Source organism: Burkholderia sp. AU38729 (assembly GCF_020419725.1).
In the GTDB taxonomy this organism is placed as follows: domain Bacteria; phylum Pseudomonadota; class Gammaproteobacteria; order Burkholderiales; family Burkholderiaceae; genus Burkholderia.
The window spans coordinates 49,728-71,701 of sequence record NZ_JAIZQO010000014.1 but is presented as its reverse complement, the minus strand read 5'-3'; the positions used below and the strand labels follow the sequence as shown (position 1 = coordinate 71,701).

Sequence of the window (21,974 nt, the reverse complement as noted above, 5' to 3'; positions counted from 1 at the left end):
CAGGGAGAATGGAAACCATTCTTTGGGGGTCCGTACCATGCATAAAACGATTCGAACTTGTGTCACCGCTGCCGCTGTTGCAGCCGCTTTCGCCGCAATGCCTTCGCTGTCGCACGCAGCCTCGCCGGGCGACGGCATCAACCAGGGCGACGTCCTGGTCCGGCTGCGCGCGATCAGCATCCAACCGAACGAACGCGCGAGCGATACGCTGGGCGCGCTGAACGTCGGGGTGAACAACGCGATCGTGCCCGAGCTCGACTTCACGTACATGATCCGCGACTACCTCGGCGTCGAGCTGATCCTGGGTACGTCGCGGCACCAGTTGACGTCGAGCGTCGGCAATCTCGGCGGCGTGGGCGTGCTGCCGCCGACACTGCTGCTGCAGTACCACTTCAACCATGCCGGCAAGGTGCGTCCGTATGTCGGCGCGGGCGTGAACTACACGTACTTCTACAACAACGGGCTCAACGTGGGCGGCGAGGGCGTGTCGATCAACAAGAGCAGCTTCGGCCCCGCGCTGCAGTTCGGCGTGGACGTGCAATTGACGAAGAAGGTCTTCATGAACGTCGACGTGAAGAAGATCTGGATGAGCACCGATGCGACGCTGGGCGACAAGGGCATCGGCACGCTGCACATCGATCCGCTGATCGTCGGCGTGGGCGTCGGGATGAAGTTCTAGACGCGAAGGGAAAAGAACAGAGTTGGGGTTGGCGGCATGTCGGTCGGCATGCCGCTTTTTTTATGCGCGGCGGCGGCGGATTTACAGCTTGTCGTACTGGAAGCGCATCGCGGTGCCTTCGCGCGAGATGCGCTCCCACACCGCGCGCTTTTCGTCGTCGCTCAGGAACACCCAGTTCGACACTTCGGCAGCCGTGCGGCCGCAGCCCTTGCAGACTTCGTCGAAGAGGGTCGAGCACACGCCGATGCAGGGGCTGTCGGGCAGGTCGTGGAGATTGGAGGCCATCGGAAGGGTTCACGCCGTTGAATCGTCAGCCGCCATTTTAATGCATCGCGGCCGAACGGTCGGACGGGCGCCGCCGGCATGCCGTACCGGTGCAGCGGCGTGACAGTACGGCGGGGTTCGGGCACGGCCGCCGGGCGGTTCGCGTCCGGCCGGCGGACGCGGGTGCGCCGCCGCCCGTTTTTCCCGGTGGACAGCCGCCGATTACCCGATAGAATTCCCCGGGAACGCCCCGCCGCACGGGCGGCCAGCCTGGCCGGCGGCGGTAATCTGTTCCGTTTGCGCGACACCGGCATGATTTTTTTGTGACGGGGCGCGAATGATGGTAGTTTTCGGGGTTTTCGAGGGGCGGCGCGCCAGAATGCGCCGTCATGACGAGGCAGACGGCAGCCGGACACACGGTCCGGCCGGAGGGAGAACGGGATGAAAGCAAAGGTAGTGGGCCGGTTCGCAGCGCTCGCGCTGTGCGTGGGTGCATCGGCGGCAGCGGCGAAGGAGTCGCAGCTCAATGTCTATAACTGGTCGGACTACATTGCGAAGGACACGATCCCGAACTTCGAGAAGCAGACGGGCGTCAAGGTCCGCTACGACAACTACGACAGCGACGACACGCTGCAGGCGAAGCTGCTGACGGGCAGCTCGGGCTACGACATCGTCGTGCCGACCAGCAACTACGCGGGCAAGCAGATCGCCGCCGGCATCTTCGCGCCGCTCGACAAGTCGAAGCTGCCGAACCTCAAGTACCTCGATCCGCAACTGATGGCGCTCGTCGCCGGCGCGGACCCGGGCAACAAGTACTCGGTGCCCTGGGCGTACGGCACGACCGGTCTCGCGTACAACCTGACGAAGGCGCAGCAGGCGCTCGGCAAGGTGCCGCTCGACAACTGGGACATCCTGTACAAGCCGGAAAACATCTCGAAGCTGAAGACCTGCGGCGTGTCGGTGCTCGACGCCCCCGACCAGATGTTCGCGGCGACGCTGCACTACATCGGCAAGGATCCGATGAGCACGAACCCGGCCGACTACAAGGCCGCGATGGAAGTGCTGAAGAAGATCCGCCCGTACATCACGCAATTCAACTCGTCGGGCTACATCAACGACCTGGTCGGCGGCGACATCTGCTTCGCGTTCGGCTGGTCGGGCGACGTCGTGATCGCGAAGCATCGCGCGATCGAGGCGAAGAAGTCGTACAAGGTCGAGTACTACATTCCGAAGGGCGGCGCGCCGGTGTGGTTCGACGTGATGGCGATCCCGAAGGACGCGAAGAACAAGGATGCCGCGCTGCAGTGGATCAACTACATCGAGGATCCGAAGGTGCACGCGGCGATCACGAACGCGGTGTACTACCCGAGCGCCAACGCAGAGGCCCGCAAGTACGTGCGGCCCGACGTCGCGAACGACCCGGCAGTCTATCCGCCGGCCGACGTCGTGAAGACGCTGTTCCTGCTCAAGCCGCTGCCGCCTGAAATCCAGCGTCTGCAGACGCGTCTGTGGACCGAGCTGAAGTCGGGCCGCTGACGCGAGCCGATGTTCCCGGCAGTCATGAAGCCCCTGGTACCCCCGGGGGCTTTGTTCGTTCAACGCAGGAGAGAAGCAGCACATCATGAATAGCCAGTCGGGTGCGCCGGTCGCGGGCGCGCCGTCCTCCGTTTCCTCCTCCGGCGCCGATGCGCGCGCCGAGTCCTTTGTCCAGATCGTCGACGTCGTCAAGAAATTCGGCGACACCGAAGCCGTGCGCAGCGTCAACCTGACCGTGCGCCAGGGCGAGCTGTTCGCGCTGCTCGGCAGCTCGGGCTGCGGCAAGTCGACGTTGCTGCGGATGCTCGCGGGCCTCGAGACGGTCACGTCGGGCAAGATCCTGATCGACGGCGAGGACCTCGCGCAGATGCCGCCGTACAAGCGGCCCGTGAACATGATGTTCCAGTCGTATGCGCTGTTCCCGCACATGTCGGTCGAGTCGAACGTCGCGTTCGGTCTCAAGCAGGAAGGCACGCCGAAGGCCGAGCTGAAAGAGCGCGTCGCTTCGGCGCTCGAACTCGTGCAGATGAGCAAGTACGCGAAGCGCAAGCCGCATCAGCTGTCCGGCGGCCAGCAGCAGCGCGTCGCGCTCGCGCGCTCGCTGGTCAAGCGGCCGAAGCTGCTGCTGCTCGACGAGCCGATGTCCGCGCTCGACAAGCAGATCCGCCAGCGCACGCAGATCGAGCTCGTCAACATCCTGAACAAGGTCGGCGTCACCTGCATCATGGTCACGCACGACCAGGAAGAAGCGATGACGATGGCCAATCGCCTCGCGGTGATGAGCGAAGGGCAGATCGTGCAGATCGGCTCGCCGAACGAGGTGTACGAATATCCGAACAGCCGCTTCTCGGCCGAATTCATCGGCTCGACGAACCTGTTCGACGGCGTGACCGTCGAGGACGAGCCCGACCACGTGTACATCGAGTCGCCGGAGCTGCCGAGCCGGCTGTACGTGAGCCACGGGATCTCGGGCCCGCTCGGGATGCCGGTCACCGTGTCGGTGCGCCCCGAACGGATCGCGCTCACGCGCAAGCCGCCCGAAGGCGCGTTCAACTGGGCGCGCGGCCGGATCAGCAACGTCGCCTACATGGGCGGCTACTCGCTGTATCACGTGAAGCTCGACGGCGGCAAGACGGTGATCGCGAACGTGTCGAGCCTCGCGATTTCGGAGCTCGAGACGCCGGCGCTCGGCGACGAGATCTACGTGCGCTGGAGCGCGACGGCCGGCGTGGTGCTGACGTCATGACCGCGTTCAAGTCCCTGCTCGAGTGGCCGGTGCGGCGCTTCAACCTGACGGGCGCCACGGCGGTCGTCGCCGGGCCGTTCACGTGGCTCGTGCTGTTCTTCCTCGTGCCGTTCGTGCTGGTCGTCAAGATCAGCTTCGCGGAGCTGCAGCTCGGCATCCCGCCGTACACGGAGCTCGCGTCGTACGCGGACGGCGTCGTGCATGTCGCGCTGAACCTGTCGCACTACGCGTTCCTGTTCACGGACAGCCTGTATTTCGCGACCTACGTGAATTCGGTGTGGGTGGCCGCGATCACGACGCTGCTGTGTCTGCTGATCGGCTATCCGATGGCGTACTACATCGCGCGCTCGAACCCGGCGACCCGCAACCTGCTGATGATGGGTGTGATGCTGCCGTTCTGGACGTCGTTCCTGATCCGCGTGTATGCGTGGATCGGCATCCTGAAGAACAACGGGCTGCTGAACAACTTCCTGATGTGGATCGGCCTCACGCATACGCCGATCGAGCTGTATCGCACCAACTACGCGGTGTACATCGGGATGGTGTACTCGTACCTGCCGTTCCTCGTGATGCCGCTCTACGCGCACCTCGTGAAGATGGACCTGCGCCTGCTGGAAGCCGCGTACGACCTGGGCGCCAAGCCGTGGAAGGCGTTCGTGCAGATCACGCTGCCGCTGTCGAAGAACGGGATCATCGCGGGCTGCCTGCTCGTGTTCATCCCGGCGGTCGGCGAGTACGTGATTCCCGAACTGTTGGGCGGCGCGAACACGCTGATGATCGGCCGCGTGATGTGGAACGAGTTCTTCAACAACGCAGACTGGCCGATGGCGTCGGCGGTGACCTGCGCGATGGTGCTGCTGCTGCTCGTACCGATGGCGATGTTCCAGCACTTCCAGGCGAAGGAGCAGGGAGGCCGCCGATGAAGCCGAATCGTTACCTGCAGTTCGCGGCGCTGTTTGCCGGCTTCGCGTTCCTGTACATCCCGATCATCAGCCTGATCGTCTATTCGTTCAACGAGTCGAAGCTCGTCACCGTGTGGTCGGGCTTCTCGTTCCGCTGGTACGCGGCGCTCGTCGAGGACGACGAGCTGCTGACGGCCGCGTGGCTGTCGCTGAAGATCGGCGTGCTGACCGCGTTCGCGTCGGTGTTCATCGGCACGTGGGCCGGCTTCGTGCTCGCGCGGATGGGGCGCTTCCGCGGCTTCGCGCTGTTCAGCGGGATGATCAACGCGCCGCTCGTGATTCCCGAGGTGATCCAGGGGATCTCGCTGCTGCTGCTGTTCATCGAGCTGGCGAAGTGGATCGGCTGGCCGGCCGAGCGCGGCGTGTTCACGATCTGGCTCGGCCACGTGATGCTGTGCATCTCGTACGTCGCGATCATCGTGCAGTCGCGCGTGCGCGAGCTGAATCCGTCGCTGGAAGAGGCCGCGCTCGATCTCGGCGCGACACCGCTGAAGGTGTTCTTCACGATCACGCTGCCGCTGATCTCGCAGGCGCTGATCGCGGGCTGGCTGCTGTCGTTCACGCTGTCGATCGACGACCTCGTGCTGTCGGCGTTCCTGTCGGGCCCCGGCTCGACGACGCTGCCGCTCGTGGTGTTCTCGCGTGTGCGGCTGGGGTTGAACCCGGAGATGAACGCGCTCGCGACGCTGTTCATCGTCGCGGTGACGGCCGGGGTCGTGATCGCGAACTTCGTGATGCTGCGCCAGGAGCGCAAGCGGATGGCGGGGTTCGCGGCCTGACGTTCGGGTTGTGATTGCTGCCGTAAAAAACGCCCGGTGCCGACGACGAGTCGGGCCGGGCGTTTTGTTTGGGTGGCGCTGCGTGTGGATCGGTGCCGGTCTATACGCGATTGCGACAGATGAACGGCATCGTAGACGGGACGCGGGTTCGATTCCCGCGCCCGGTCGCGCGCCGCCTTACGCGCCGAACGCTGCCTTCGCCAGCAGCCCGAGCGCGACGCACACGAGCACGGCCGCGAACCCGGCCTGCACGTGCCGCGCGGCGAGGTGGCGCGCCGCGCCGCGGCCGGCGGCCATGCCGAGCGCGGTCGCGACGGTGAACCACAGCGTCACGTCGAGCGGTGCGCGCGTGCCCGACACGAGCGTCGCGAACACGCCGCCGGTGCCGACGAGCGCGATCACCATCAGTGACGTCGCGACGACGCCGTGCATCGACACGTTCGTGAACTTGCGCAGCATCGGCACGATCACGAAGCCGCCGCCGACGCCGAGCAACCCCGTCATCAGGCCCGTCATCGCGCCGGTCGACGCCAGCGCGACGCCAACCGGCCAGGACCACACGAGCCGGCCGGTATCGGGGTTGATGCGGCCGACGCACAGCGGCGACGCTTCCGCGTCGACCGGCGCCTGCCGCAACGCCTGCAACAACAGGCGGCCGGCGACGACCAGCATCGTCAGCGCGAACAGTGCGAGCAGCAGGCGTTGCGGCAGCACGTGCGCGAGCCGCACGCCGAGCGTGGTCAGCGGCACGCCGGCCACGGCCATCAGCAGCGCCGCGCGATAGCGCACGAGCCCGCGGCGGAAACCTTCGAGCGCGCCGAGCGCGGCGCTGCCCGCCACCGCGACGAGCGCGACGGGCGTGGCCTGCTGCATCGGCCAGCTCATGCCGACGACGAGCGCCGGCACCGCGAGGATGCCGCCGCCGGCGCCGGTCAGGCCGAGCACGGCACCGACGAAACCGCCTAGTACGAGGGAAATCAGCATGACGTCAGCGGGCTCCGGTCAACGTGCGATCGTGGGCTTCGCGAGCCATTCGCGGCCCTTGAGCATCGCCTTCCAGTAAAGCGGCGGCAGCACGCGTTCCTTGAGCAGCCACGCGAGCCGCGACGGGCGCTTGCCGTCGATCAGCCACGCGGGGAAGGTCGGCGCGACCTTGCCGCCGTACAGGAACTCGGCGAGGACGATCTTGCCGCGCTCGACGGTAAGCGGGCACGAGCCGTAGCCGTCGTACGCGGCGTCGCCGTGCGCGCGGCCGAGCGATGCGAGCAGGTTGTGCGCGACCACCGGCGCCTGCTTGCGGGCGGCCGCGGCCGTTTTCGCGTTGGTCGTGTTGGTGGCGTCGCCGAGCGCGTAGACGTCCGGATACTGCTTGTGCCGCAGTGTCGCCGGATCGACGTCGATCCAGCCGGCCGCGTCGGCGAGCGGGCTCGACCGCACGAAGTCGGGCGCCTTCTGCGGCGGCACGACGTGGATCATGTCGAACGCACGCACGACGGTTTCCTTGCCGCCGTCCGGCAGCGCGCGCGCGAACGTCGCGCGTCGCGCGGGCCCGTCGATCGACACGAGGTTGTGGCCGAACGACAGCGCGATGTCGTAGCTTTTCACGTATTCCATCAGCGCGGGCACGTAGTCGGCGACGCCGAACAACGCGGCGCCCGCATTCAGGAACTCGACGTTCGCGGCCTCGAGGCGGCCCGCGCGCCGCCAGTGGTCGCACGACAGGTACATCGCCTTCTGCGGCGCGCCCGCGCACTTGATCGGCATCGGCGGCTGCGTGAAGAGCGCGTTGCCGCCGCGGAATGCGCGAACGAGTTCCCACGTGTACGGCGCGAGATCGTAGCGGTAGTTCGACGTGACGCCGTTGCGGCCGAGCGTATCGGCGAGGCCTTCGATCCCGTGCCAGTCGAGCTTGAGCCCCGGGCACACGACGAGCTTGCGATAGCCGATGCGGCGGCAGCCGTCGAGCACGACCGTGTGCGCGTCGGGCTCGAAGCCCGCGACGGCGGCCTGGATCCGGTGCACGCCGCGCGGCAGCACGTCGGTCATCCGTCGCGCGGTGGTCTCGGGCCGGAATACGCCCGCGCCGACCATCGTCCAGCCCGGTTGGTAGTAGTGGACGTCGGCCGGATCGATTACGGCGATGTCGAGCGATGCGTCACGCGCGAGCAGGCTCGATGCAACCGCGATGCCTGCTGCGCCCGCGCCGACGATCACGATGTCGTGCCGCGCGTCGACGGCCGGTGCCGCCTGCCTGCCGCCTTGCGCGACGCGCGACGCGAGCGCGCGCAGGTCGTAGCCGGCCGCAGCGGCCGTTGCGACGATGTCGTTCAGCGGGCGCATGCCGGCTTGCGACAGCGCCCACAGCGTGGCCGAGCGGGTGCCGCTGCGGCAGTACGCGAGCACCGGCCCTTCAAGTGACGCGACGAGCGCGCCGAACTGCGCGGCCTGATCGTCGGTCACCTTGCCGGTATCGACCGGCAGGTAATGCACGTCGATGCCGAGCGGCGCGGCGGCCGCGCGGATCTCGGTGACGGTCGGCTGGTCGGGGCCTTCGCCGTCGGGGCGGTTGCAGATGATCGCGCGGATGCCGGCCGCGTGAAGCGCGGGCAGGTCGGCCGCCGCGATCTGCGGCGAGACCGACAGCGTGTCGGTCAGCTTGCGGATGGTCATGTCGAGGTCTCCGGATGGGGCGGGGCGTGTCGCTCAGATCGCGTCGAGCGGGATCTTGAGGTAGCGCACGCCGTTGTCTTCGGGCTCGGGCAGGTGGCCGGCGCGCATGTTGACCTGCACGGACGGCAGCATCAGCACGGGCATCGCGAGCGTGGCGTCGCGCGCGGTGCGCATCGCGACGAAATCGTCCTCGGTCACACCGTCCTTCACGTGCACGTTCGCGCGGCGCTGCTCGGCCACGGTCGTCTCGAACTGCACGTCGCGGCCGCCCGGCTGGTAGTCGTGGCACAGGTACAGGCGCGTGTCGGGCGGCAGGCCGAGCACGCGCGCGATCGAGCGGTACAGCGTGCGTGCGTCGCCGCCGGGGAAATCGCAGCGGGCCGTGCCGTAGTCGGGCATGAACAGCGTGTCGCCGACGAATGCCGCGCGCTGTGTCGCGTCATCGATGCAGTAGGTCATGCATGCGGGCGTGTGGCCCGGCGTATGCAACGCGCGGATCGTCAGCGCGCCGAGCGCGAGCGTGTCGCCGTCGTCGAGCAGCCGGTCGAACTGGCGGCCGTCCTGTGCGAAGCCGGGGCCCGCGTTGAACAGCGTGCCGAACACGTGCTGCACGCGGCGCACGTGCGAGCCGATCGCGATCCGGCCGCCGACGTGTTCCTTCAGGTACGGCGCGGCCGACAGGTGGTCGGCGTGCACGTGGGTTTCCAGCAGCCAGTGCACGTCCGCGCCGAGCTCGGCGACGCGGGCGATCAGCCGGTCGGCGCTCGCGGTGTGCGTGCGGCCGGATTTCGGGTCGTAGTCGAGCACGCTGTCGATCAACGCGCACGCGCGGCTCGTGGTATCGAGCAGCAGATAGCTGACGGTATGGGTCGCCGGGTCGAAAAAGCCTTCGACCGACAGCGTGGTGGCATCGCTCACGGGGTGTCCTCGATCGGGTTCTGCATCTGCAATCGGGAGGGGTAATTCAAGAAGCGTGCCAGCGTGCGCCGACGCACTGGCCGATCCGCCAGGGACTTGATTCGGCTCGGGTTTTCGGTGCGGTTGCCGCGATGCGCGGGTGTTGGCGGCACCCGGCTGCGGCTGCCGACTGCCATGTTTGGCAGTGTCGTGGCAGAATTGGCAGTCTGCCTGGCAGTTCGTCAGGCACTCCTTCACCGAGCGTCCGCATGAATCCGCACGACACCATCCCGATCGTCCCCGCGCCGCGCCGTGACGCCATGCCCGACGTGCGCGCGCTCGTCGCATATCTCGAGCAGGATCCGCAGCCGATGATCGTCGTCGATCCCGACTACCGCATCCTCGCGGCGAACGATGCGTACCGGCGCCAGTTCGGCGTCGCGGGCGTCGAGCACGTGGGCCGGCACTGCTTCCAGGTCTCGCATCATTACGACGTGCCGTGCGACCAGGCCGGCGAGCATTGCCCGATGAAGCAGGCGCTCGAATCGCGCGGGCTGAACCGCGTGCTGCACATCCACCACACGCCGCGCGGCCCCGAGCATGTCGACGTCGAATTGCGACCGATCTTCGATGCCGACGGCAATGTGATCGCGTACGTCGAGCGGCTGACGACGGTGCGCAGCGCGTCCGCGCAGCCGAGTGCGGAAGGGCTCGTCGGCGGCGCCGACGCGTTCAATGCGGCGCTCGGCGCACTGCAGCGCGTCGCGCCCTCGATGCTGCCGGTGCTGCTGCTCGGCGAATCGGGCACCGGCAAGGAGCTGTTCGCCCGCGCGCTGCACGAGGCGAGCGACCGCGCGATGGGGCCGTTCGTCGTCGTCGATTGTTCGGGGATCGCCGAGACGCTGTTCGAGAGCGAACTGTTCGGTTACGAGAAGGGCGCGTTCACCGGCGCGAACCAGCGCAAGCCGGGCCTCGTCGAGACCGCGCAGGGCGGCACGCTGTTTCTCGACGAGATCGGCGACGTGCCGCTGCCGATGCAGGTGAAGCTGCTGCGACTGATCGAATCGGGCACGTTCCGCCGCGTGGGCGGCGTCGAGGCGCTGCGCGCGGATTTCCGGCTGGTCGCGGCCACGCACAAGCCGCTGCGCGAGATGATCGACGACGGCCGGTTCCGGCAGGACCTCTACTACCGGATCAACGCGTTTCCGATTCCGTTGCCGGCGCTGCGCGAGCGGCGCGGGGACGTCGCGCTGCTGGCCGAATCGATCCTGCGGCGGATCGCGAACACGCGCGCCAGCGCGGGCGACGCGGGCGCGCGGCCATTCGCGGCCCGGCCATTCGTGCTGACCGAGCGCGCGCTCGCGTGTCTCGATGCGTATGCGTGGCCGGGCAACATCCGCGAGCTGCGCAACGTGCTCGAACGCGCGTGCCTGTTCGCGGACGACGGGACGATCCGCATCGAGCATCTGCCGGCCGAGCTGGTCGCCGCATCGGCCGCGCCGCAGGACCGGGCTGTCGATGCGCGCGGCGTGTCGGATGCGGAACTCGTGCGGATCGCGCGCACGTTCGACGGCACGCGCAAGGCGCTCGCCGAGCAGGTCGGAATGAGCGAGCGGACGTTGTACCGGCGGATGAAGGCGCTCGGGCTCGGGGCGCGCGAGCGCTGAGCGTGCGCATGCGACGGGTGGCTGGCAGCGGCACGCGGCTTTGTCGATAATGACGCGTTCAATCCAGCCCCCACTTCGCCGATGAAGAGCCGCTTCCTTTCGCCTTGCCTGTTTCTTGCCGCCACTGCACTGTGCAACCTGGCGCAGGCCGCCGCCGAGTACACGTGGACCGACGCGGCCGGCGTGCATGCGGTGACGCTCGCGAGAACCGAGTCCGGCGACGACGTCGAACTCAAGGTCGCCGCGACGCTCGACGGCCGGCCCGACTGGACCGTGCGCGATTACGTGAAGGCCTGCCCGGTCGACGTGATTCTCCACGTCGTACCTGCGTCGATCGAAATGCGCGACCTGCTCGGCAACGGCCGCAAGCGGTTCCTGTTCGCGTACAAGATCGGCTGTCGCGGCGACGTGAGCGCCGACCAGGTCAAATACTTCCTGATCGACCAGGGCACGAAGTACGTCCTGCGCGGCGAGGAGACGGTCACGGTCAACGGCAAGTTCATGGACGGCGGCGCGGCGCCCGTGCCGAATGCGGACCTGAAAGCCCAACCGGAGTTTCTGCGCTACATGACGAAGCACTGGCACGGGATCAGCGTGCGCGACTATCGGTAGGGACGCGCGCGGCGGTCGTGACGGTGCGTTCGACATGCGCCTGTCGAGGTGAATCGAGCGTGCTGTACGATAAGAAATAATGGATGTGCGATGATTAATTATCGTTTTACGATAATTTCCGGTGTACACTCAACGCACGTTCATTTCCCGCCGAGGACTTCGCATGCATTCCGATCGTATTGCCCGTATCAGCCAGTGCATGGCTGCCGTCACGCTGTCATTGATCGTCGGCTTGTTGGTGCTTAACGCAGCGTTCTGGGCCTTTCCGTCGTTGATCCTGAGTCGAACTGGGCCCGGGTTTGCATTCGGCTTGTCCGACTCGGTGATCTCCAACCTGAACGTCGACGTCGCTGCGTTCCCGTGGTGGCAGAAGGTCGGCGGTTTTCTGTTGTCGGGCGTACCGCTCGTCGCGCTTGCGAACGGCCTGCGTCACCTGCGTCTGCTGTTCCGCACGTATGCGCAGCGCGACTACTTCTCCGCGCAAGCGGCCGGCCATCTCGGCAAGACCGGCCGCGCGATCGGCCTGTGGGTATTGCTGAGCGTACTGTGCGAACCGCTTCTCAGTATGTGGGCGACGATGCTCGAACCGGTCGGCCAGCGGATGGTCAGCATCGGCTTCGGTCTGCCGTACGTCGTCGCGCTATTCACCGCGGCTTGCATTGCCGTGATCGCACACATCCTCCGGCAGGCGAGTACGCTCGACGCCGAGCATCGGCAGTTCGTCTGAGGCGCGCCATGTCGATCGTGGTCAGGCTCGATGTGATGCTCGCGACGCGCAAGGTCCGCTCGAAGGATCTCGCGGCGGCCGTCGGCATCACCGAACAGAATCTGTCGCTGCTCAAGCAAGGGAAGGTCAAGGGCATTCGCTTCGCAACGCTCGAGGCGATCTGCCGCTATCTCGACTGCCAGCCAGGCGACCTGCTCGCGTTCAGCGATGACGGTGTCGGCGAGGTGGACTGACGTACCGCAACTTCCAGGTGCCGAGGTGACGTGCGTGCGACGCGCGCCGCTCGGTGAAGCGGGCGGCACGCGGAAAACCCGCCTGCCGCCCGCAACCTCATGCGCTCAACCTGCTCAGCGCGCCGGCGCCAGCTGCGCCATCGCCTCCCGCACGAAGCCGATCAACGTGTCGTCGATCCACGAATCCTTCGTCAGCGACGGCTCGTTCATCATCGCCTGGCGGAATTTCGCATGCGTGGCCGGATCGTTACCCGCATAGCTGCAGAACAGCGTGAGCCAGCGCTGCGCGAGCGCGCGGCCTTCCGGTGAATCCGGCCGGGCGCCCGCATCGATCGCGTCGCGCACGTCGCCCATCAGTTGCGGCCATGCCATCGCGCTTTCGCCGTAGTGGGCCCGCATGAAGCGGATCTCGTCCGGCGCAAGATACTTCTCGAAGATCCTCATCTTGGTTTCCGACGACGCGCGCAACACATAGTCGCGCAGCGCGGTCGAAATGCCGATCTTCGACTGCATCGCCGGTTCGTGTTCGTGCATCAGGTTCAGCTTCGCCAGCAGCCGCGGATCGTTGTTCGTGTCGCGCACGAGCAGCGCCATCCAGCGGCTGGCGAGCGCACGGGTGCGTTCGTCCTCGGCGGGCACGCCCGCGTCGTGCAGCGCGCGAACTTCATCGACGAGTGCGATCCATTCGGCGTCGCCCGTCTGGCTCTTCTGGTACATCGGCAGGCGCGCGAGTTCTTCCTCGGAAAAGTATTTGTCGTACACGGTCATCAACTCCAGTGTGGTGAGCCAATCGGCCAGCTCCGGCTCCGTGCCCGCAGCGAGCTGCGCGTGCAGGTTCACGAGCCGCTCGCGCAACTGCGCGGTCTGCGCGAGCTGACGGTCGAGCAGCGCGATCTGCTTCGCGACGATCTCGACGAGCGGCGTGTCGGGCTGGTTCAAGTGGTCGCCGATTTCGGTGAGCGACAGGCCGAAGCGACGCAGCGCCTGGATCTGATGGAGCCGGGCGATGTCGTGGCGGTCGTACAGCCGGTAGCCGTTGTCGGCGCGCGCCGAAGGCGTCAGCAGACCGATCGCGTGATAGTGATGAAGCGTGCGGACGGTCAGCCCGCTGCGTTTCGCCAGTTCTCCCACTTTCAGTCGCATTCGTTCCTCCATTCGGGTCGCACACAGGAGTCTCGAACGTTACGCTACGTGAGGGTCAAGCGGAAGATCGGGAATCGGGTGCGCGGGGGAATTCCGCGCACCCGATGGCAGGGCGGGCTTATTGCGGCAACGGCGGGGTGTCGGCGCCGGTGGCGCGCGCTTGCTGGCCGGTGGCGGAAGCGTCGGCCGCGTTGCCGGTCTTCCCGGACTGGCCGGCCTTGTCGACCGGCGGCGTGCCCATTGCCTGGTAAAGCCGCGCGGTGTCCGCGAACCGTGCGCCGGTCGCGCGGATCTCGTCGAGCCGTGCATTGCGATACTGCAGCTCGCTGGCGCGCGCGGCCGACGGCGGCAGCGCGCCGAGCCGCACGCGGGCCGCCGCGTCGTCGTACGCGCCGCGCGCGGACAGCGCGGCACGGGACGACGCATCGAGCGCCTCCGCGTCGTGCTCGAGCGCGGCGAGCGAATCGGCGACGTTCTGGAACGCGCCGAGCACGGCCTGCTTGTACTGGTCGACGGCGGCCTCGTAGGTCGCCTTCGCCGCGCGGCGCTGCGCGAGCAGCGCGCCGCCATGGAAGATCGGCTGGCTCAGCGACGCGCCGACGTTCCAGATCGCGCCGGCGCCCGACAGCATCGTCGGCCAGCTGAAGCCGCCTTTGCCCATCGCGGCCGACAGCGACAGCTGCGGGAACATCTGCGCGGTCGCGAGGCCCACTTCGGCCGCGGCCGCCTTCAGCCCCGCGTCGGCCGCCTGGATGTCCGGGCGGCTTTGCAGCAGGTCCGACGGCACGACGACGGGCACCTGCTCGGGCAGGTGCAGATCGGCGAGCGTCAGATCGGCTGGCGGCTGGTCAGGCGTGCGGCCGACCAGCACCGCGAGCGCGTGGCGTGCCGAGTCGCGCTGCTGGCACAGCGCGGGCAGGCTCGCCGCGAACGTTTCGGCGCTTTGCCGCGCGTTCAGCGCGTCGCTGCGCGACGCCGATCCGAGCGCGTAACGGCGTTCGGCATCGTGCGCCTGGTCGTTGGCGAGCGCGACGAGCCGCTCGGTCGTATTGATCTGCGCATTCAGCACCGACACCGTGATCGATGCGGTGACGATGTTCGCGGCCAGCGCGCGTCGTGCGGAGTCGAGCTGGAACGCGCTGACGTCGACGCGGCGCGCCAGCGCGCGGTTCGCGAAACGCGACGCGCCGAACAGGTCGATCGTGTAGCTCGCCTGCAGCTGCCCGACGAACGTGTCGTACAGCAGCGTCGGCGCTCCGAGCGCGGGAATCGGCACGCCGAGCGCACGCTGGCGTGTGGCCTGGCCGCCCGCGTCGATCGACGGCAGCATCGAGCTGCCGATCTGCCCGCGCAACTGTTCGCGCGCGGCATCGAGCGAGTGGGATGCCGCGCTCAACGTCGGGCTGTTGCGCAGCCCTTCGTCGACGAGCGCGTTCAGCGCGTCGGAGCGGTACTGCTTCCACCAGTCGGGCACCGGCTTCGCGCCGACCTCGAACTGCTGCGTGACGCCTTGCGCGGACACGGTCTGCTGCACTTGCGGCGTGGCGCCGTAGTGCGCGGGCGACGGCATCGCGGGCGGCTCGCCGCTCGGCGCGAACCACGCGCAGCCCGCGAGCGGGCCGGCGAGGCTCGCCACCGCGAGTGCCCGCACGGCTTGGGTTTTCAGGTTCATCGATCGATCCATGGTCAGGCTCCCGACGGCGCGGCAGGCGTGCCGCCAGGCGGCGGGCCGTCCTGCGGGTCGCGTTCGTCGTGCTTCACGCGGAACCACGTCGCATACAGCGCGGGCAGGTAGAACAGCGTCAGCACGGTCGCGCTCGTGATGCCGCCCATCAGCGCGGTCGCCATCGGCCCGAAGAAGTTCGAGCGCAGCAGCGGGATCAGCGCGAGCACGGCGGCCGCGGCCGTCAGCGTGATCGGGCGGAAGCGCCGCACGGTTGCGCCGATGATCGCGTCGACGCGGCCGTGGCCGGCTGCGATGTCCTGCTCGATCTGGTCGACGAGGATCACCGAGTTGCGCATGATGATCCCGAACATCGCGATCACGCCGAGCATCGCGACGAAGCCGAACGGCTGGCCGAACAGCAGCAGCGTCGCGACCACGCCGATCAGCCCGAGCGGTGCGGTCAGCACGACCATCAGCACGCGCGAGAAGCTCTGCAGCTGGATCATCAGCAGCGTGAACACGGCGATCGCCATCAGCGGCATCTGCGCATTGATCGACTTCTGCGCCTTCGCGCTTTCCTCGACCGAGCCGCCGATGTTGATCTGATAGCCGACCGGCAGTTGCGCGCGCAACGTGTTCAACTTCGCGTCGACCGCATGGGTGACGTCGATGCCCTGCGCGCCGGCGCGCACGTCCGACTGCACGGTGATGGTCGGCTGGCGGTCGCGTTCCCACACGACGCCGTATTCGAGCGTCGGCTTGAAGCGGCCGAGCGAGCCGAGCGGCACGGGGCCGTTCGGGGTCGGCAGCGCGAGGCCGGCGAGCTTGCCCGGATCGACGCGATCCGCCCGCGGCGCGCGCAGGTCGACCGCGATCAGCTTGTCGCGCTCGCGGTACTGCGTGACGGTCGTGCCGGACAGCGTCATCGCGAGGAAGCTCGACACGTCCTGCGACGTGACGTTCAGCTCGCGCGCCTTCTTCTGGTCGATCTCGAAGCGCACCGAGCGCTCGGCCGGCTCGTCCCAGTCGAACTGCACGTTGACCGTGCGTGCGTCGCCGCGCATCGTCGCCGCGACCTTCTCGGCGATCGAGCGCACCGTCGCGATGCTGTCGCCGCTCACGCGGAACTGCACCGGATAGCCGACCGGCGGGCCGTTCTCGAGCCGCGACAGCCGCGAACGCACGGCCGGGAACTGCTCGCGCAACGTGGTTTCGAGCCAGGTCGCGAGCTTCTCGCGGTCCTTCACCGATTTCGCGGTGATCACGAACTGCGCGAAGTTCGGCAGCTGAAGCTGCTGGTCGAGCGGCAGGTAGAAGCGCGGCGCGCCGCTGCCGACGAAGTTCACCGAATGATCGATCTCGGGGCGCTTGTCGATCGCTTTCTCGAGCCGTTCGGTCTCGCGCAGCGTCGCCGCGAACGACGCGCCTTCGGGCAGCCGCAGGTCGACCAGCAGCTCGGGGCGGTCGGAGCTCGGGAAGAACTGCTGCGGCACGAGCGTGAAGCCCATCAGCGCGACGACGAAGAGCGCACCCGTGATCAGCAGCACGACGAAGCGCCGTTCGATGCACCAGTCGATCCAGCCGCGCAGCCGCCGGTAGAAGCGCGTGTCGTAGATGTCGTGCTCGTGGTCGTCGGGCAGGTGCGCTTCATGCGCTTGCCGCTTGCGCTCGGGCAGCAGGTGGAAGCCGAGCAGCGGGATCAGCACGACCGCCGCGAACCACGACGCGATCAGCGCGATCGCCGACACCTCGAAGATCGAGCGCGTGTATTCGCCGGTGCTCGATTTCGCGAGCGCGATCGGCAGGAAGCCCGACACGGTGACGAGCGTGCCCGTCAGCATCGGGAACGCGGTGCTCGTATAGGCGAACGCGGCGGCGCGGGCACGGGTGTAGCCCTGTTCGAGCTTCACGGCCATCATCTCGACCGCGATGATCGCGTCGTCGACCAGCAGCCCGAGCGCGAGCACGAGCGTGCCGAGCGACACCTTGTGCAGCCCGATGTCGAACAGGTACATGAAGAGGGCGGTGACCGCGAGCACGACCGGAATCGAGATCACGACCACCATCCCGGTGCGCAGGCCGAGCGACACGAGGCTCACGACCAGCACGATCGCGACGGCTTCGGCGACGGCTTCGAGGAAGTCGTCGACCGAATGCGCGACCGCATGCGGCATGCTCGATACCAGCGTCAGCTTGAGGCCGGCCGGCAGTTGCGCCTGCAGATCCTTCGATTCGGCGTCGAGCGCCTTGCCGAGCCGGATTACGTCGCCGCCCGGCTGCATCGTGACGCCGATGCCGAGCACCGCCTTGCCGCCCGCACGCATCTGCGTGACGGCCGGATCGTCGTAGCCGCGCTTCACCGTCGCGAGATCGCCGAGCCGGAACGTGCGGCCGTTGATGCGGATCAGCGTGTCGGCGATCGCGTCGACGTTGTCGAACTGGCCGCTCGGCCGCACGAACACGCGATCGTCGGCGGTCGTCAGCGTGCCGGCCGACGAGATGTCGTTCTGCGCGTTGATCGCCTGCCCGAGCTGCTGCGGCGAGATGCCGAGGCGCGTGAGCTGTGCGTTGTTCACCTCGATGAAGATCCGCTGGCCGGGGTCGCCGAAATAGTCGACCTTGCCGACACCCGGCACGCGCAGCAGCACGGTGCGCAGCTGGTCGGCGTAATCGTGGAGCTGCGCGGGCGTGAAGCCGTCGCCTTCGAGCGTCCAGATGTTGGTGTAGACGTCGCCGAATTCGTCGTTGAAGAACGGGCCCTGCACGCCGGGCGGCAGCGTATGGCCGATGTCGCCGACCTTCTTGCGGATCTGGTACCAGGTTTCCGGCACGTCCTTCACCGGCGCCGAATCCTTCATCGTGAAGAAGATCAGCGATTCGCCGGGGCGCGAATAGCTGCGCAGGAAGTCGATGGCCGGCGTTTCCTGCAGCTTGCGGCCGATCCGGTCGGTGACCTGTTCCTGCACCTGCCGCGCGGTCGCGCCGGGCCAGAACGTGCGGATCACCATCACGCGGAACGTGAACGGCGGGTCTTCGGATTGCGCGAGGCGGGTGTAGGCAAGCATGCCCGCGAGCGTCGCGAGCGCGATCAGGTAGACGACCAGCGCCTGGTGGCGCAGCGCCCACGCCGACAGGTTGAAGCGGCCTTCTTCGTAGGAAACGCTCACGATGCGAAGTCCTCCGGATGCAGCGGCGCGATCGCGCGGACCTTCTCGCCCGCGCTGACCGTATGCACACCCTGCAGCACGACGCGCTCGCCGGGCTGCAGCCCGTGCGACACCGTTACCGTGCGCTCGTTGAAGCGCGCGACGTCGACGCGGCGCAGCTCGAGCGTGTCGTCCTTCGTGCGCACGACCCACACGGCCGGTTGCTGGCCGTCGTGGAACAGCGCGGTCGCGGGCAGCGTGATCGACTGCGCGTCGCCGGCGGCCGGTGCGCCGTCGAACGCGACGCTGGCCGTCATCCCGAGCCGAATCGCCGGGTCGGGCGCGGTGAGCGTGAGCTTCACGCGATACGTGCGGCTTTGCGGATCGGCGGCCGGTGCGATTTCGCGCACTTTCGCGGCGAACGGGCGGCCCGGCAGCGACGGCAGCGTGACGGTGGCCGCGTGGCCCGGCGTGAGCGATGCAAGCGCGGCCTCGGGCACGTCGCTGACGACGTCGACGTCGCCGGACCACGCGAGCTGGTAGACGGCCTGGCCGGCCGACACGTTCTGGCCGGTGTCGGCCTGTTCGGCGGTGATATAGCCCGCGTGATCGGCGACGAGCGTCGCGTAGCGGAGCTGGTTCTTCGCGAGCGCGAGCTGCTGCTGCGCCTGCTCGCGCTGCGCGAGCGCCGACGTGTAGCTGTTCTCGGTCTGCTCGAGCTGCGCGGTCGCGATCAGGTTCTCGCGCGCCTGCGCGCGATCGCGGTCGAGCTGCTGCTTCGCGAACGCGAGGCTGTGCGTCGCGGCATCGAGTTGCGCCTGCGCGCTCGCGGCATTCTTCTCGACGTCGGACGGATCGAGCAGCGCGACGACCTGGCCGACCTTGACCGTATCGCCGAGGCGCACCTTGCGCTCGATGATCTTGCCGGCAATGCGGAACGACAGCGGGGTGGCGTAGCGCGGCTGGATCTCGCCGGGGAGCGTGCGTGCGACGGCAGCGTCGTCGGCATGGGCGGGCAGCGCGACGACGGGGCGCGGGGCGGGCGACGCGGATTCTTTCGGATGACAGGCGGCGACGACGAGCGCGGCGCCGACCAGCAGCGCGACGCGGGAACCGGAGCGATTCACGAAACCCCCAGATGAGGTGAGAGCGAGAGCGGAACGAAGCCGGCAAGCGCGGCGGGCGCTTGCCCCGAGCGGCGCCGGCACGGGCGTGCGGACACCATCTTTCAGAAACTGTGGCGAATTCTAATACACACCTGTATCTGAATGCAAAGATGAATCCGTAAGGGAAAGGGTGCTAGACTGCGCGCCATGAAACCTCAGCGCTTAACTCGCGAGCAGAGCAGGGACCAGACGCGCGAACGTCTGCTGATTGCCGCACACCGTATTTTTCTGAAGAAAGGCTTCGTCGCCGCGAGCGTCGAAGACATCGCGGCCGCGGCCGGCTATACGCGCGGCGCGTTCTACTCGAATTTCCGCAGCAAGTCCGACCTGTTGCTGGCATTGCTGGAGCGCGATCACGCGGAGGTGCAGGCCGATTTCCAGGCGATCTTCGACGGGGGCGGAACGCGCGAGCAGATGGAGTCGATGTCGCTCGCGTATTACCGGACGCTGTTTCAGGACGACGAATATTCGCTGCTGTGGGGCGAGGCGAAGCTGCAGGCCGCGCGCGACGCGAAATTCCGCGTGCGCTTCAACCAGTTCCTGCATGGCAAGCGCCTGCAGATGGCGGAGTTCATCCGGCGCTTCTCCGAACGCGCGGGCACGCCGCTGCTGCTGCCGGCGGAGACGCTGGCGTTCGGGCTGATGTGCCTGTGCGATGGCGTGCAGTCGTACTACTCGGCCGATCCGCAGCACGTGTCGGCCGAGGTGGCCGAGTCGGTGCTGGCGGGATTCTTCGCGCGCGTGGTGCTCGGGCGCGCGCCGGACTGAGCGGGCCCCGGCCTCGAACCCCCTTCGTCACGCTGCCGGCGGCGAACCGGCCGGTCAGCGTTCGCCGGTCATTCGCCGGTACGCATCGAGCAGCGACGTCTTGTAGACGACCCCGGCGAGCGTCGGCTCGGCTTCGCTTTCGATCACCGGCAGGCGTTCGCCCTGGAACGCCATGAAGCGTTCGAGCGCGGTGGCGAGCGGCATGTCGGGCGTGAGCAGCGGAAACGGCGTGTGCACATAGTGCGCGGCCGTCTTGTCGGCCGTGTCGCGCTTGTCGAGCAGGTCCGACGTGATGTCCTTCAGCGCGACCGCGCCGCGAAAGCGCCCGGCGTCGTCGGTCACGTACAGATACTTCACCGGATATTCGAGGAACACGCGCGTCATGTCGGCGACGCTCGCGGTGAGCGGCACGACCGTCTGCGCGGGCTGGATCAGTTCGCGCATCTGCGTGGTGCGGATCCGGCTGCGTTCCTCGGCATCCTGGTGGTGGTGCAGCGTGATCTCGTACATCGACGTCGTGCCGGTCGCGCGCGCGACGAAGTACGCGAATACGCAGGACACCAGCAGCGGCAGCACGACCTGGTAGCTGAGCGTCATCTCGAAGATCATCAGGATCGCCATCAGCGGCGCCTGCGTGGCGCCCGTCAGGAACGCGCCCATCCCGACGATCGCGTACGCGAAGTACGCCGACGTATGGCCGGGCCACACCGCTTGCATCGCGAGCCCGAACAGCGAGCCGAACACCGCGCCGACGAACAGCGTCGGCGTGAACACCCCGCCGATCGCGCCGGAGCCGACGGTGGCGGAGGTCGCGATCACCTTGAACACGAGCACCGCGACGAGTGCCTGCCAGGTCCACGGCGAGTGGAGGATGAGGTTCACCACGCTGTAGCCGTTGCCCCACACGTCCGGCACCCAGACCGAGATCACGCCGACGACGAGGCCGCCGAGCGCGAGCCGCACGGGCAGCGGCACGGGCAGCCGCTTGAACTGGTTCTTCGACGCATCGAGCAGGTGCAGGAACTGTGGCGCGAGCACGCCGCACAGCGCGCCGAGCACGACGAACAGCAGCACTTCCGGGCCGGTGACGGCCGGAAACACCGGCATCTCGTACGGCGGCCGGTAGCCGGCGAATTCGCGCATCACGATGTTCGCGACGACCGACGAGACGATCATCGGCCCGAGACTTTCCATCGCGATGCCGCCGAGCACGATCTCCGACACGAAGAAGGCGCCGGCGATCGGCGCGTTGTACGCGGACGTGATGCCGGCGGCCGCCCCGCAGGCGACCAGCAGGCGCAGGCGCGGCGGGTCGAAGTGCACGAAGCGGCCGACCAGCGACGCGGCGAGCGCCGCGAGCTGCACCATCGGGCCTTCGCGGCCGATCGAGCCGCCGCTGCCGATCGTCAGCAGCGACGACACGCTGCGCCACAGGCTCTGGCGGACCGGCACGATGCCGTTGCCGAGCGCGACCGATTCCATGTAGTCGGTCTTGGCGGCCTGCTTGGCGCCGCGGGTCGCGAGCAGCAGTACGCAGCCGGCGAGGAAGCCGCCCGCGGCCGGCATCCAGAACCGCACGTACCACGGCAGGCGCTTGGCCATCTGCACGAAGCTGCCGCTTTGCCCGGAGATCAGGTGCTGCATCAGGTCGATGCCTTCGCGGAACGCCATCGTGGCAAAGGCGCCGCCGACGCCGACGATGGCCGACCAGATCAGCATCGTATGGGCGTCCGACAGGCGGAACAGCGTTTGGGCGCGAGTGCGCAGCTTCAGCAGGAACGAGAGCACGGCTGAAAGAGGGCGATGGAAAACG

The 21,974-nt window shown here is 67.8% G+C and carries 20 protein-coding genes; 10 read left to right on the top strand and 10 right to left on the bottom strand.

The window, feature by feature from the left end:
* Window positions 1–37 precede the first annotated feature (37 nt).
* A complete protein-coding gene (locus tag LGM56_RS31005; protein WP_085039142.1) occupies window positions 38–679 on the top strand; it encodes an OmpW/AlkL family protein in 642 nt (213 codons plus the stop codon).
* An 81-nt stretch (window positions 680–760) separates the two neighbouring features.
* Here the strand turns inward: LGM56_RS31005 and LGM56_RS31000 are convergent, their stop codons facing one another.
* Window positions 761–964, bottom strand: coding sequence for a DUF1289 domain-containing protein (locus LGM56_RS31000; protein WP_010095552.1), 204 nt, complete (start codon window positions 962–964; stop codon window positions 761–763).
* Window positions 965–1,384: 420 nt separating this feature from the next.
* Between LGM56_RS31000 and LGM56_RS30995 the strand changes: the two genes are divergently transcribed.
* From LGM56_RS30995 to LGM56_RS30980, 4 genes are all read left to right on the top strand, one after another.
* Entirely contained in the window at window positions 1,385–2,479 is a 1,095-nt protein-coding gene (locus LGM56_RS30995; protein ID WP_226207668.1) for a polyamine ABC transporter substrate-binding protein, read from the top strand.
* 85 nt (window positions 2,480–2,564) lie between these two features.
* Complete coding sequence (locus LGM56_RS30990; RefSeq protein WP_089456287.1) at window positions 2,565–3,725, top strand: ABC transporter ATP-binding protein; 1,161 nt, start codon at window positions 2,565–2,567, stop codon at window positions 3,723–3,725.
* Complete coding sequence (locus LGM56_RS30985) at window positions 3,722–4,648, top strand: ABC transporter permease subunit (protein ID WP_089425520.1); 927 nt, start codon at window positions 3,722–3,724, stop codon at window positions 4,646–4,648. The genes LGM56_RS30990 and LGM56_RS30985 overlap by 4 nt, the downstream gene beginning before the upstream one ends.
* Complete coding sequence (locus LGM56_RS30980; RefSeq protein ID WP_089431135.1) at window positions 4,645–5,466, top strand: ABC transporter permease subunit; 822 nt, start codon at window positions 4,645–4,647, stop codon at window positions 5,464–5,466. Before LGM56_RS30985 ends, LGM56_RS30980 begins: the two co-directional genes overlap by 4 nt.
* Window positions 5,467–5,643: 177 nt before the next feature.
* On the opposite strand, the gene LGM56_RS30975 is transcribed toward LGM56_RS30980, so the two are convergent.
* Genes LGM56_RS30975 through LGM56_RS30960 form a run of 4 tightly spaced genes read right to left on the bottom strand, consistent with a single transcriptional unit; the run spans window position 5,644 to window position 9,230 of the window.
* Window positions 5,644–6,450, bottom strand: a complete 807-nt coding sequence (locus LGM56_RS30975) for a sulfite exporter TauE/SafE family protein (protein WP_226207667.1) — start codon at window positions 6,448–6,450, stop codon at window positions 5,644–5,646.
* 18 nt (window positions 6,451–6,468) lie between these two features.
* Window positions 6,469–8,136, bottom strand: coding sequence for a bifunctional protein tyrosine phosphatase family protein/NAD(P)/FAD-dependent oxidoreductase (locus LGM56_RS30970; protein WP_226207666.1), 1,668 nt, complete (start codon window positions 8,134–8,136; stop codon window positions 6,469–6,471).
* A gap of 33 nt (window positions 8,137–8,169) precedes the next feature.
* Window positions 8,170–9,054: an MBL fold metallo-hydrolase gene (locus LGM56_RS30965; RefSeq protein WP_226207665.1), complete on the bottom strand. Its 885-nt coding sequence runs from the start codon at window positions 9,052–9,054 to the stop codon at window positions 8,170–8,172.
* On the bottom strand, window positions 9,051–9,230 hold the full coding sequence (locus tag LGM56_RS30960) for a hypothetical protein (protein WP_226207664.1): 180 nt from the start codon (window positions 9,228–9,230) through the stop codon (window positions 9,051–9,053). The genes LGM56_RS30965 and LGM56_RS30960 overlap by 4 nt, the downstream gene beginning before the upstream one ends.
* A 72-nt stretch (window positions 9,231–9,302) precedes the next feature.
* On the opposite strand from LGM56_RS30960, the gene LGM56_RS30955 reads away from it, so the two are divergent.
* The 4 genes from LGM56_RS30955 to LGM56_RS30940 all read left to right on the top strand — a co-directional run bounded on the left by LGM56_RS30955 (window position 9,303) and on the right by LGM56_RS30940 (window position 12,272).
* Complete coding sequence (locus LGM56_RS30955; RefSeq protein WP_226207663.1) at window positions 9,303–10,700, top strand: sigma-54 interaction domain-containing protein; 1,398 nt, start codon at window positions 9,303–9,305, stop codon at window positions 10,698–10,700.
* A gap of 81 nt (window positions 10,701–10,781) precedes the next feature.
* A complete protein-coding gene (locus LGM56_RS30950; RefSeq protein ID WP_226207662.1) occupies window positions 10,782–11,312 on the top strand; it encodes a M949_RS01915 family surface polysaccharide biosynthesis protein in 531 nt (176 codons plus the stop codon).
* Window positions 11,313–11,475: 163 nt separating this feature from the next.
* Complete coding sequence (locus LGM56_RS30945) at window positions 11,476–12,039, top strand: DUF2975 domain-containing protein (protein WP_089472885.1); 564 nt, start codon at window positions 11,476–11,478, stop codon at window positions 12,037–12,039.
* 8 nt (window positions 12,040–12,047) lie between these two features.
* On the top strand, window positions 12,048–12,272 hold the full coding sequence (locus LGM56_RS30940; protein ID WP_089440179.1) for a helix-turn-helix domain-containing protein: 225 nt from the start codon (window positions 12,048–12,050) through the stop codon (window positions 12,270–12,272).
* Between the two features lie 114 nt (window positions 12,273–12,386).
* Here LGM56_RS30940 and LGM56_RS30935 read toward each other — a convergent pair whose 3' ends face one another.
* The 4 genes from LGM56_RS30935 to LGM56_RS30920 form a co-directional block, all read right to left on the bottom strand.
* Window positions 12,387–13,415, bottom strand: a complete 1,029-nt coding sequence (locus tag LGM56_RS30935) for a MerR family transcriptional regulator (RefSeq protein WP_089494944.1) — start codon at window positions 13,413–13,415, stop codon at window positions 12,387–12,389.
* A 118-nt stretch (window positions 13,416–13,533) separates the two neighbouring features.
* Complete coding sequence (locus LGM56_RS30930) at window positions 13,534–15,099, bottom strand: efflux transporter outer membrane subunit (RefSeq protein WP_226207661.1); 1,566 nt, start codon at window positions 15,097–15,099, stop codon at window positions 13,534–13,536.
* A 2-nt stretch (window positions 15,100–15,101) separates the two neighbouring features.
* Window positions 15,102–18,248 (bottom strand): efflux RND transporter permease subunit, encoded by a 3,147-nt coding sequence (locus LGM56_RS30925; RefSeq protein ID WP_226207660.1) that lies wholly within the window; start codon window positions 18,246–18,248, stop codon window positions 15,102–15,104.
* A complete protein-coding gene (locus LGM56_RS30920) occupies window positions 18,245–19,354 on the bottom strand; it encodes an efflux RND transporter periplasmic adaptor subunit (protein ID WP_226207659.1) in 1,110 nt (369 codons plus the stop codon). Before LGM56_RS30920 ends, LGM56_RS30925 begins: the two co-directional genes overlap by 4 nt.
* A 186-nt stretch (window positions 19,355–19,540) precedes the next feature.
* Here LGM56_RS30920 and LGM56_RS30915 point away from each other — a divergent pair, with 186 nt between their 5' ends.
* On the top strand, window positions 19,541–20,161 hold the full coding sequence (locus LGM56_RS30915; protein ID WP_089494940.1) for a TetR/AcrR family transcriptional regulator: 621 nt from the start codon (window positions 19,541–19,543) through the stop codon (window positions 20,159–20,161).
* Between the two features lie 54 nt (window positions 20,162–20,215).
* On the opposite strand, the gene LGM56_RS30910 is transcribed toward LGM56_RS30915, so the two are convergent.
* The gene (locus LGM56_RS30910; RefSeq protein ID WP_208450617.1) at window positions 20,216–21,949 is read right to left on the bottom strand and encodes a ClcB-like voltage-gated chloride channel protein; all 1,734 of its coding nucleotides are present in this window, start codon (window positions 21,947–21,949) and stop codon (window positions 20,216–20,218) included.
* Window positions 21,950–21,974 lie beyond the last annotated feature (25 nt).

Bases quoted from the DNA above. Each gene is read 5' to 3' on its own strand.
- LGM56_RS31005 (WP_085039142.1), top strand. From the start codon at position 38: ATGCATAAAACGATTCGAACTTGTGTCACCGCTGCCGCTGTTGCAGCC.
- LGM56_RS31000 (WP_010095552.1), bottom strand. From the start codon at position 964: ATGGCCTCCAATCTCCACGACCTGCCCGACAGCCCCTGCATCGGCGTG.
- LGM56_RS30995 (WP_226207668.1), top strand. From the start codon at position 1,385: ATGAAAGCAAAGGTAGTGGGCCGGTTCGCAGCGCTCGCGCTGTGCGTG.
- LGM56_RS30990 (WP_089456287.1), top strand. From the start codon at position 2,565: ATGAATAGCCAGTCGGGTGCGCCGGTCGCGGGCGCGCCGTCCTCCGTT.
- LGM56_RS30985 (WP_089425520.1), top strand. From the start codon at position 3,722: ATGACCGCGTTCAAGTCCCTGCTCGAGTGGCCGGTGCGGCGCTTCAAC.
- LGM56_RS30980 (WP_089431135.1), top strand. From the start codon at position 4,645: ATGAAGCCGAATCGTTACCTGCAGTTCGCGGCGCTGTTTGCCGGCTTC.
- LGM56_RS30975 (WP_226207667.1), bottom strand. From the start codon at position 6,450: ATGCTGATTTCCCTCGTACTAGGCGGTTTCGTCGGTGCCGTGCTCGGC.
- LGM56_RS30970 (WP_226207666.1), bottom strand. From the start codon at position 8,136: ATGACCATCCGCAAGCTGACCGACACGCTGTCGGTCTCGCCGCAGATC.
- LGM56_RS30960 (WP_226207664.1), bottom strand. From the start codon at position 9,230: ATGGCAGTCGGCAGCCGCAGCCGGGTGCCGCCAACACCCGCGCATCGC.
- LGM56_RS30955 (WP_226207663.1), top strand. From the start codon at position 9,303: ATGAATCCGCACGACACCATCCCGATCGTCCCCGCGCCGCGCCGTGAC.
- LGM56_RS30950 (WP_226207662.1), top strand. From the start codon at position 10,782: ATGAAGAGCCGCTTCCTTTCGCCTTGCCTGTTTCTTGCCGCCACTGCA.
- LGM56_RS30945 (WP_089472885.1), top strand. From the start codon at position 11,476: ATGCATTCCGATCGTATTGCCCGTATCAGCCAGTGCATGGCTGCCGTC.
- LGM56_RS30940 (WP_089440179.1), top strand. From the start codon at position 12,048: ATGTCGATCGTGGTCAGGCTCGATGTGATGCTCGCGACGCGCAAGGTC.
- LGM56_RS30935 (WP_089494944.1), bottom strand. From the start codon at position 13,415: ATGCGACTGAAAGTGGGAGAACTGGCGAAACGCAGCGGGCTGACCGTC.
- LGM56_RS30930 (WP_226207661.1), bottom strand. From the start codon at position 15,099: ATGGATCGATCGATGAACCTGAAAACCCAAGCCGTGCGGGCACTCGCG.
- LGM56_RS30915 (WP_089494940.1), top strand. From the start codon at position 19,541: ATGAAACCTCAGCGCTTAACTCGCGAGCAGAGCAGGGACCAGACGCGC.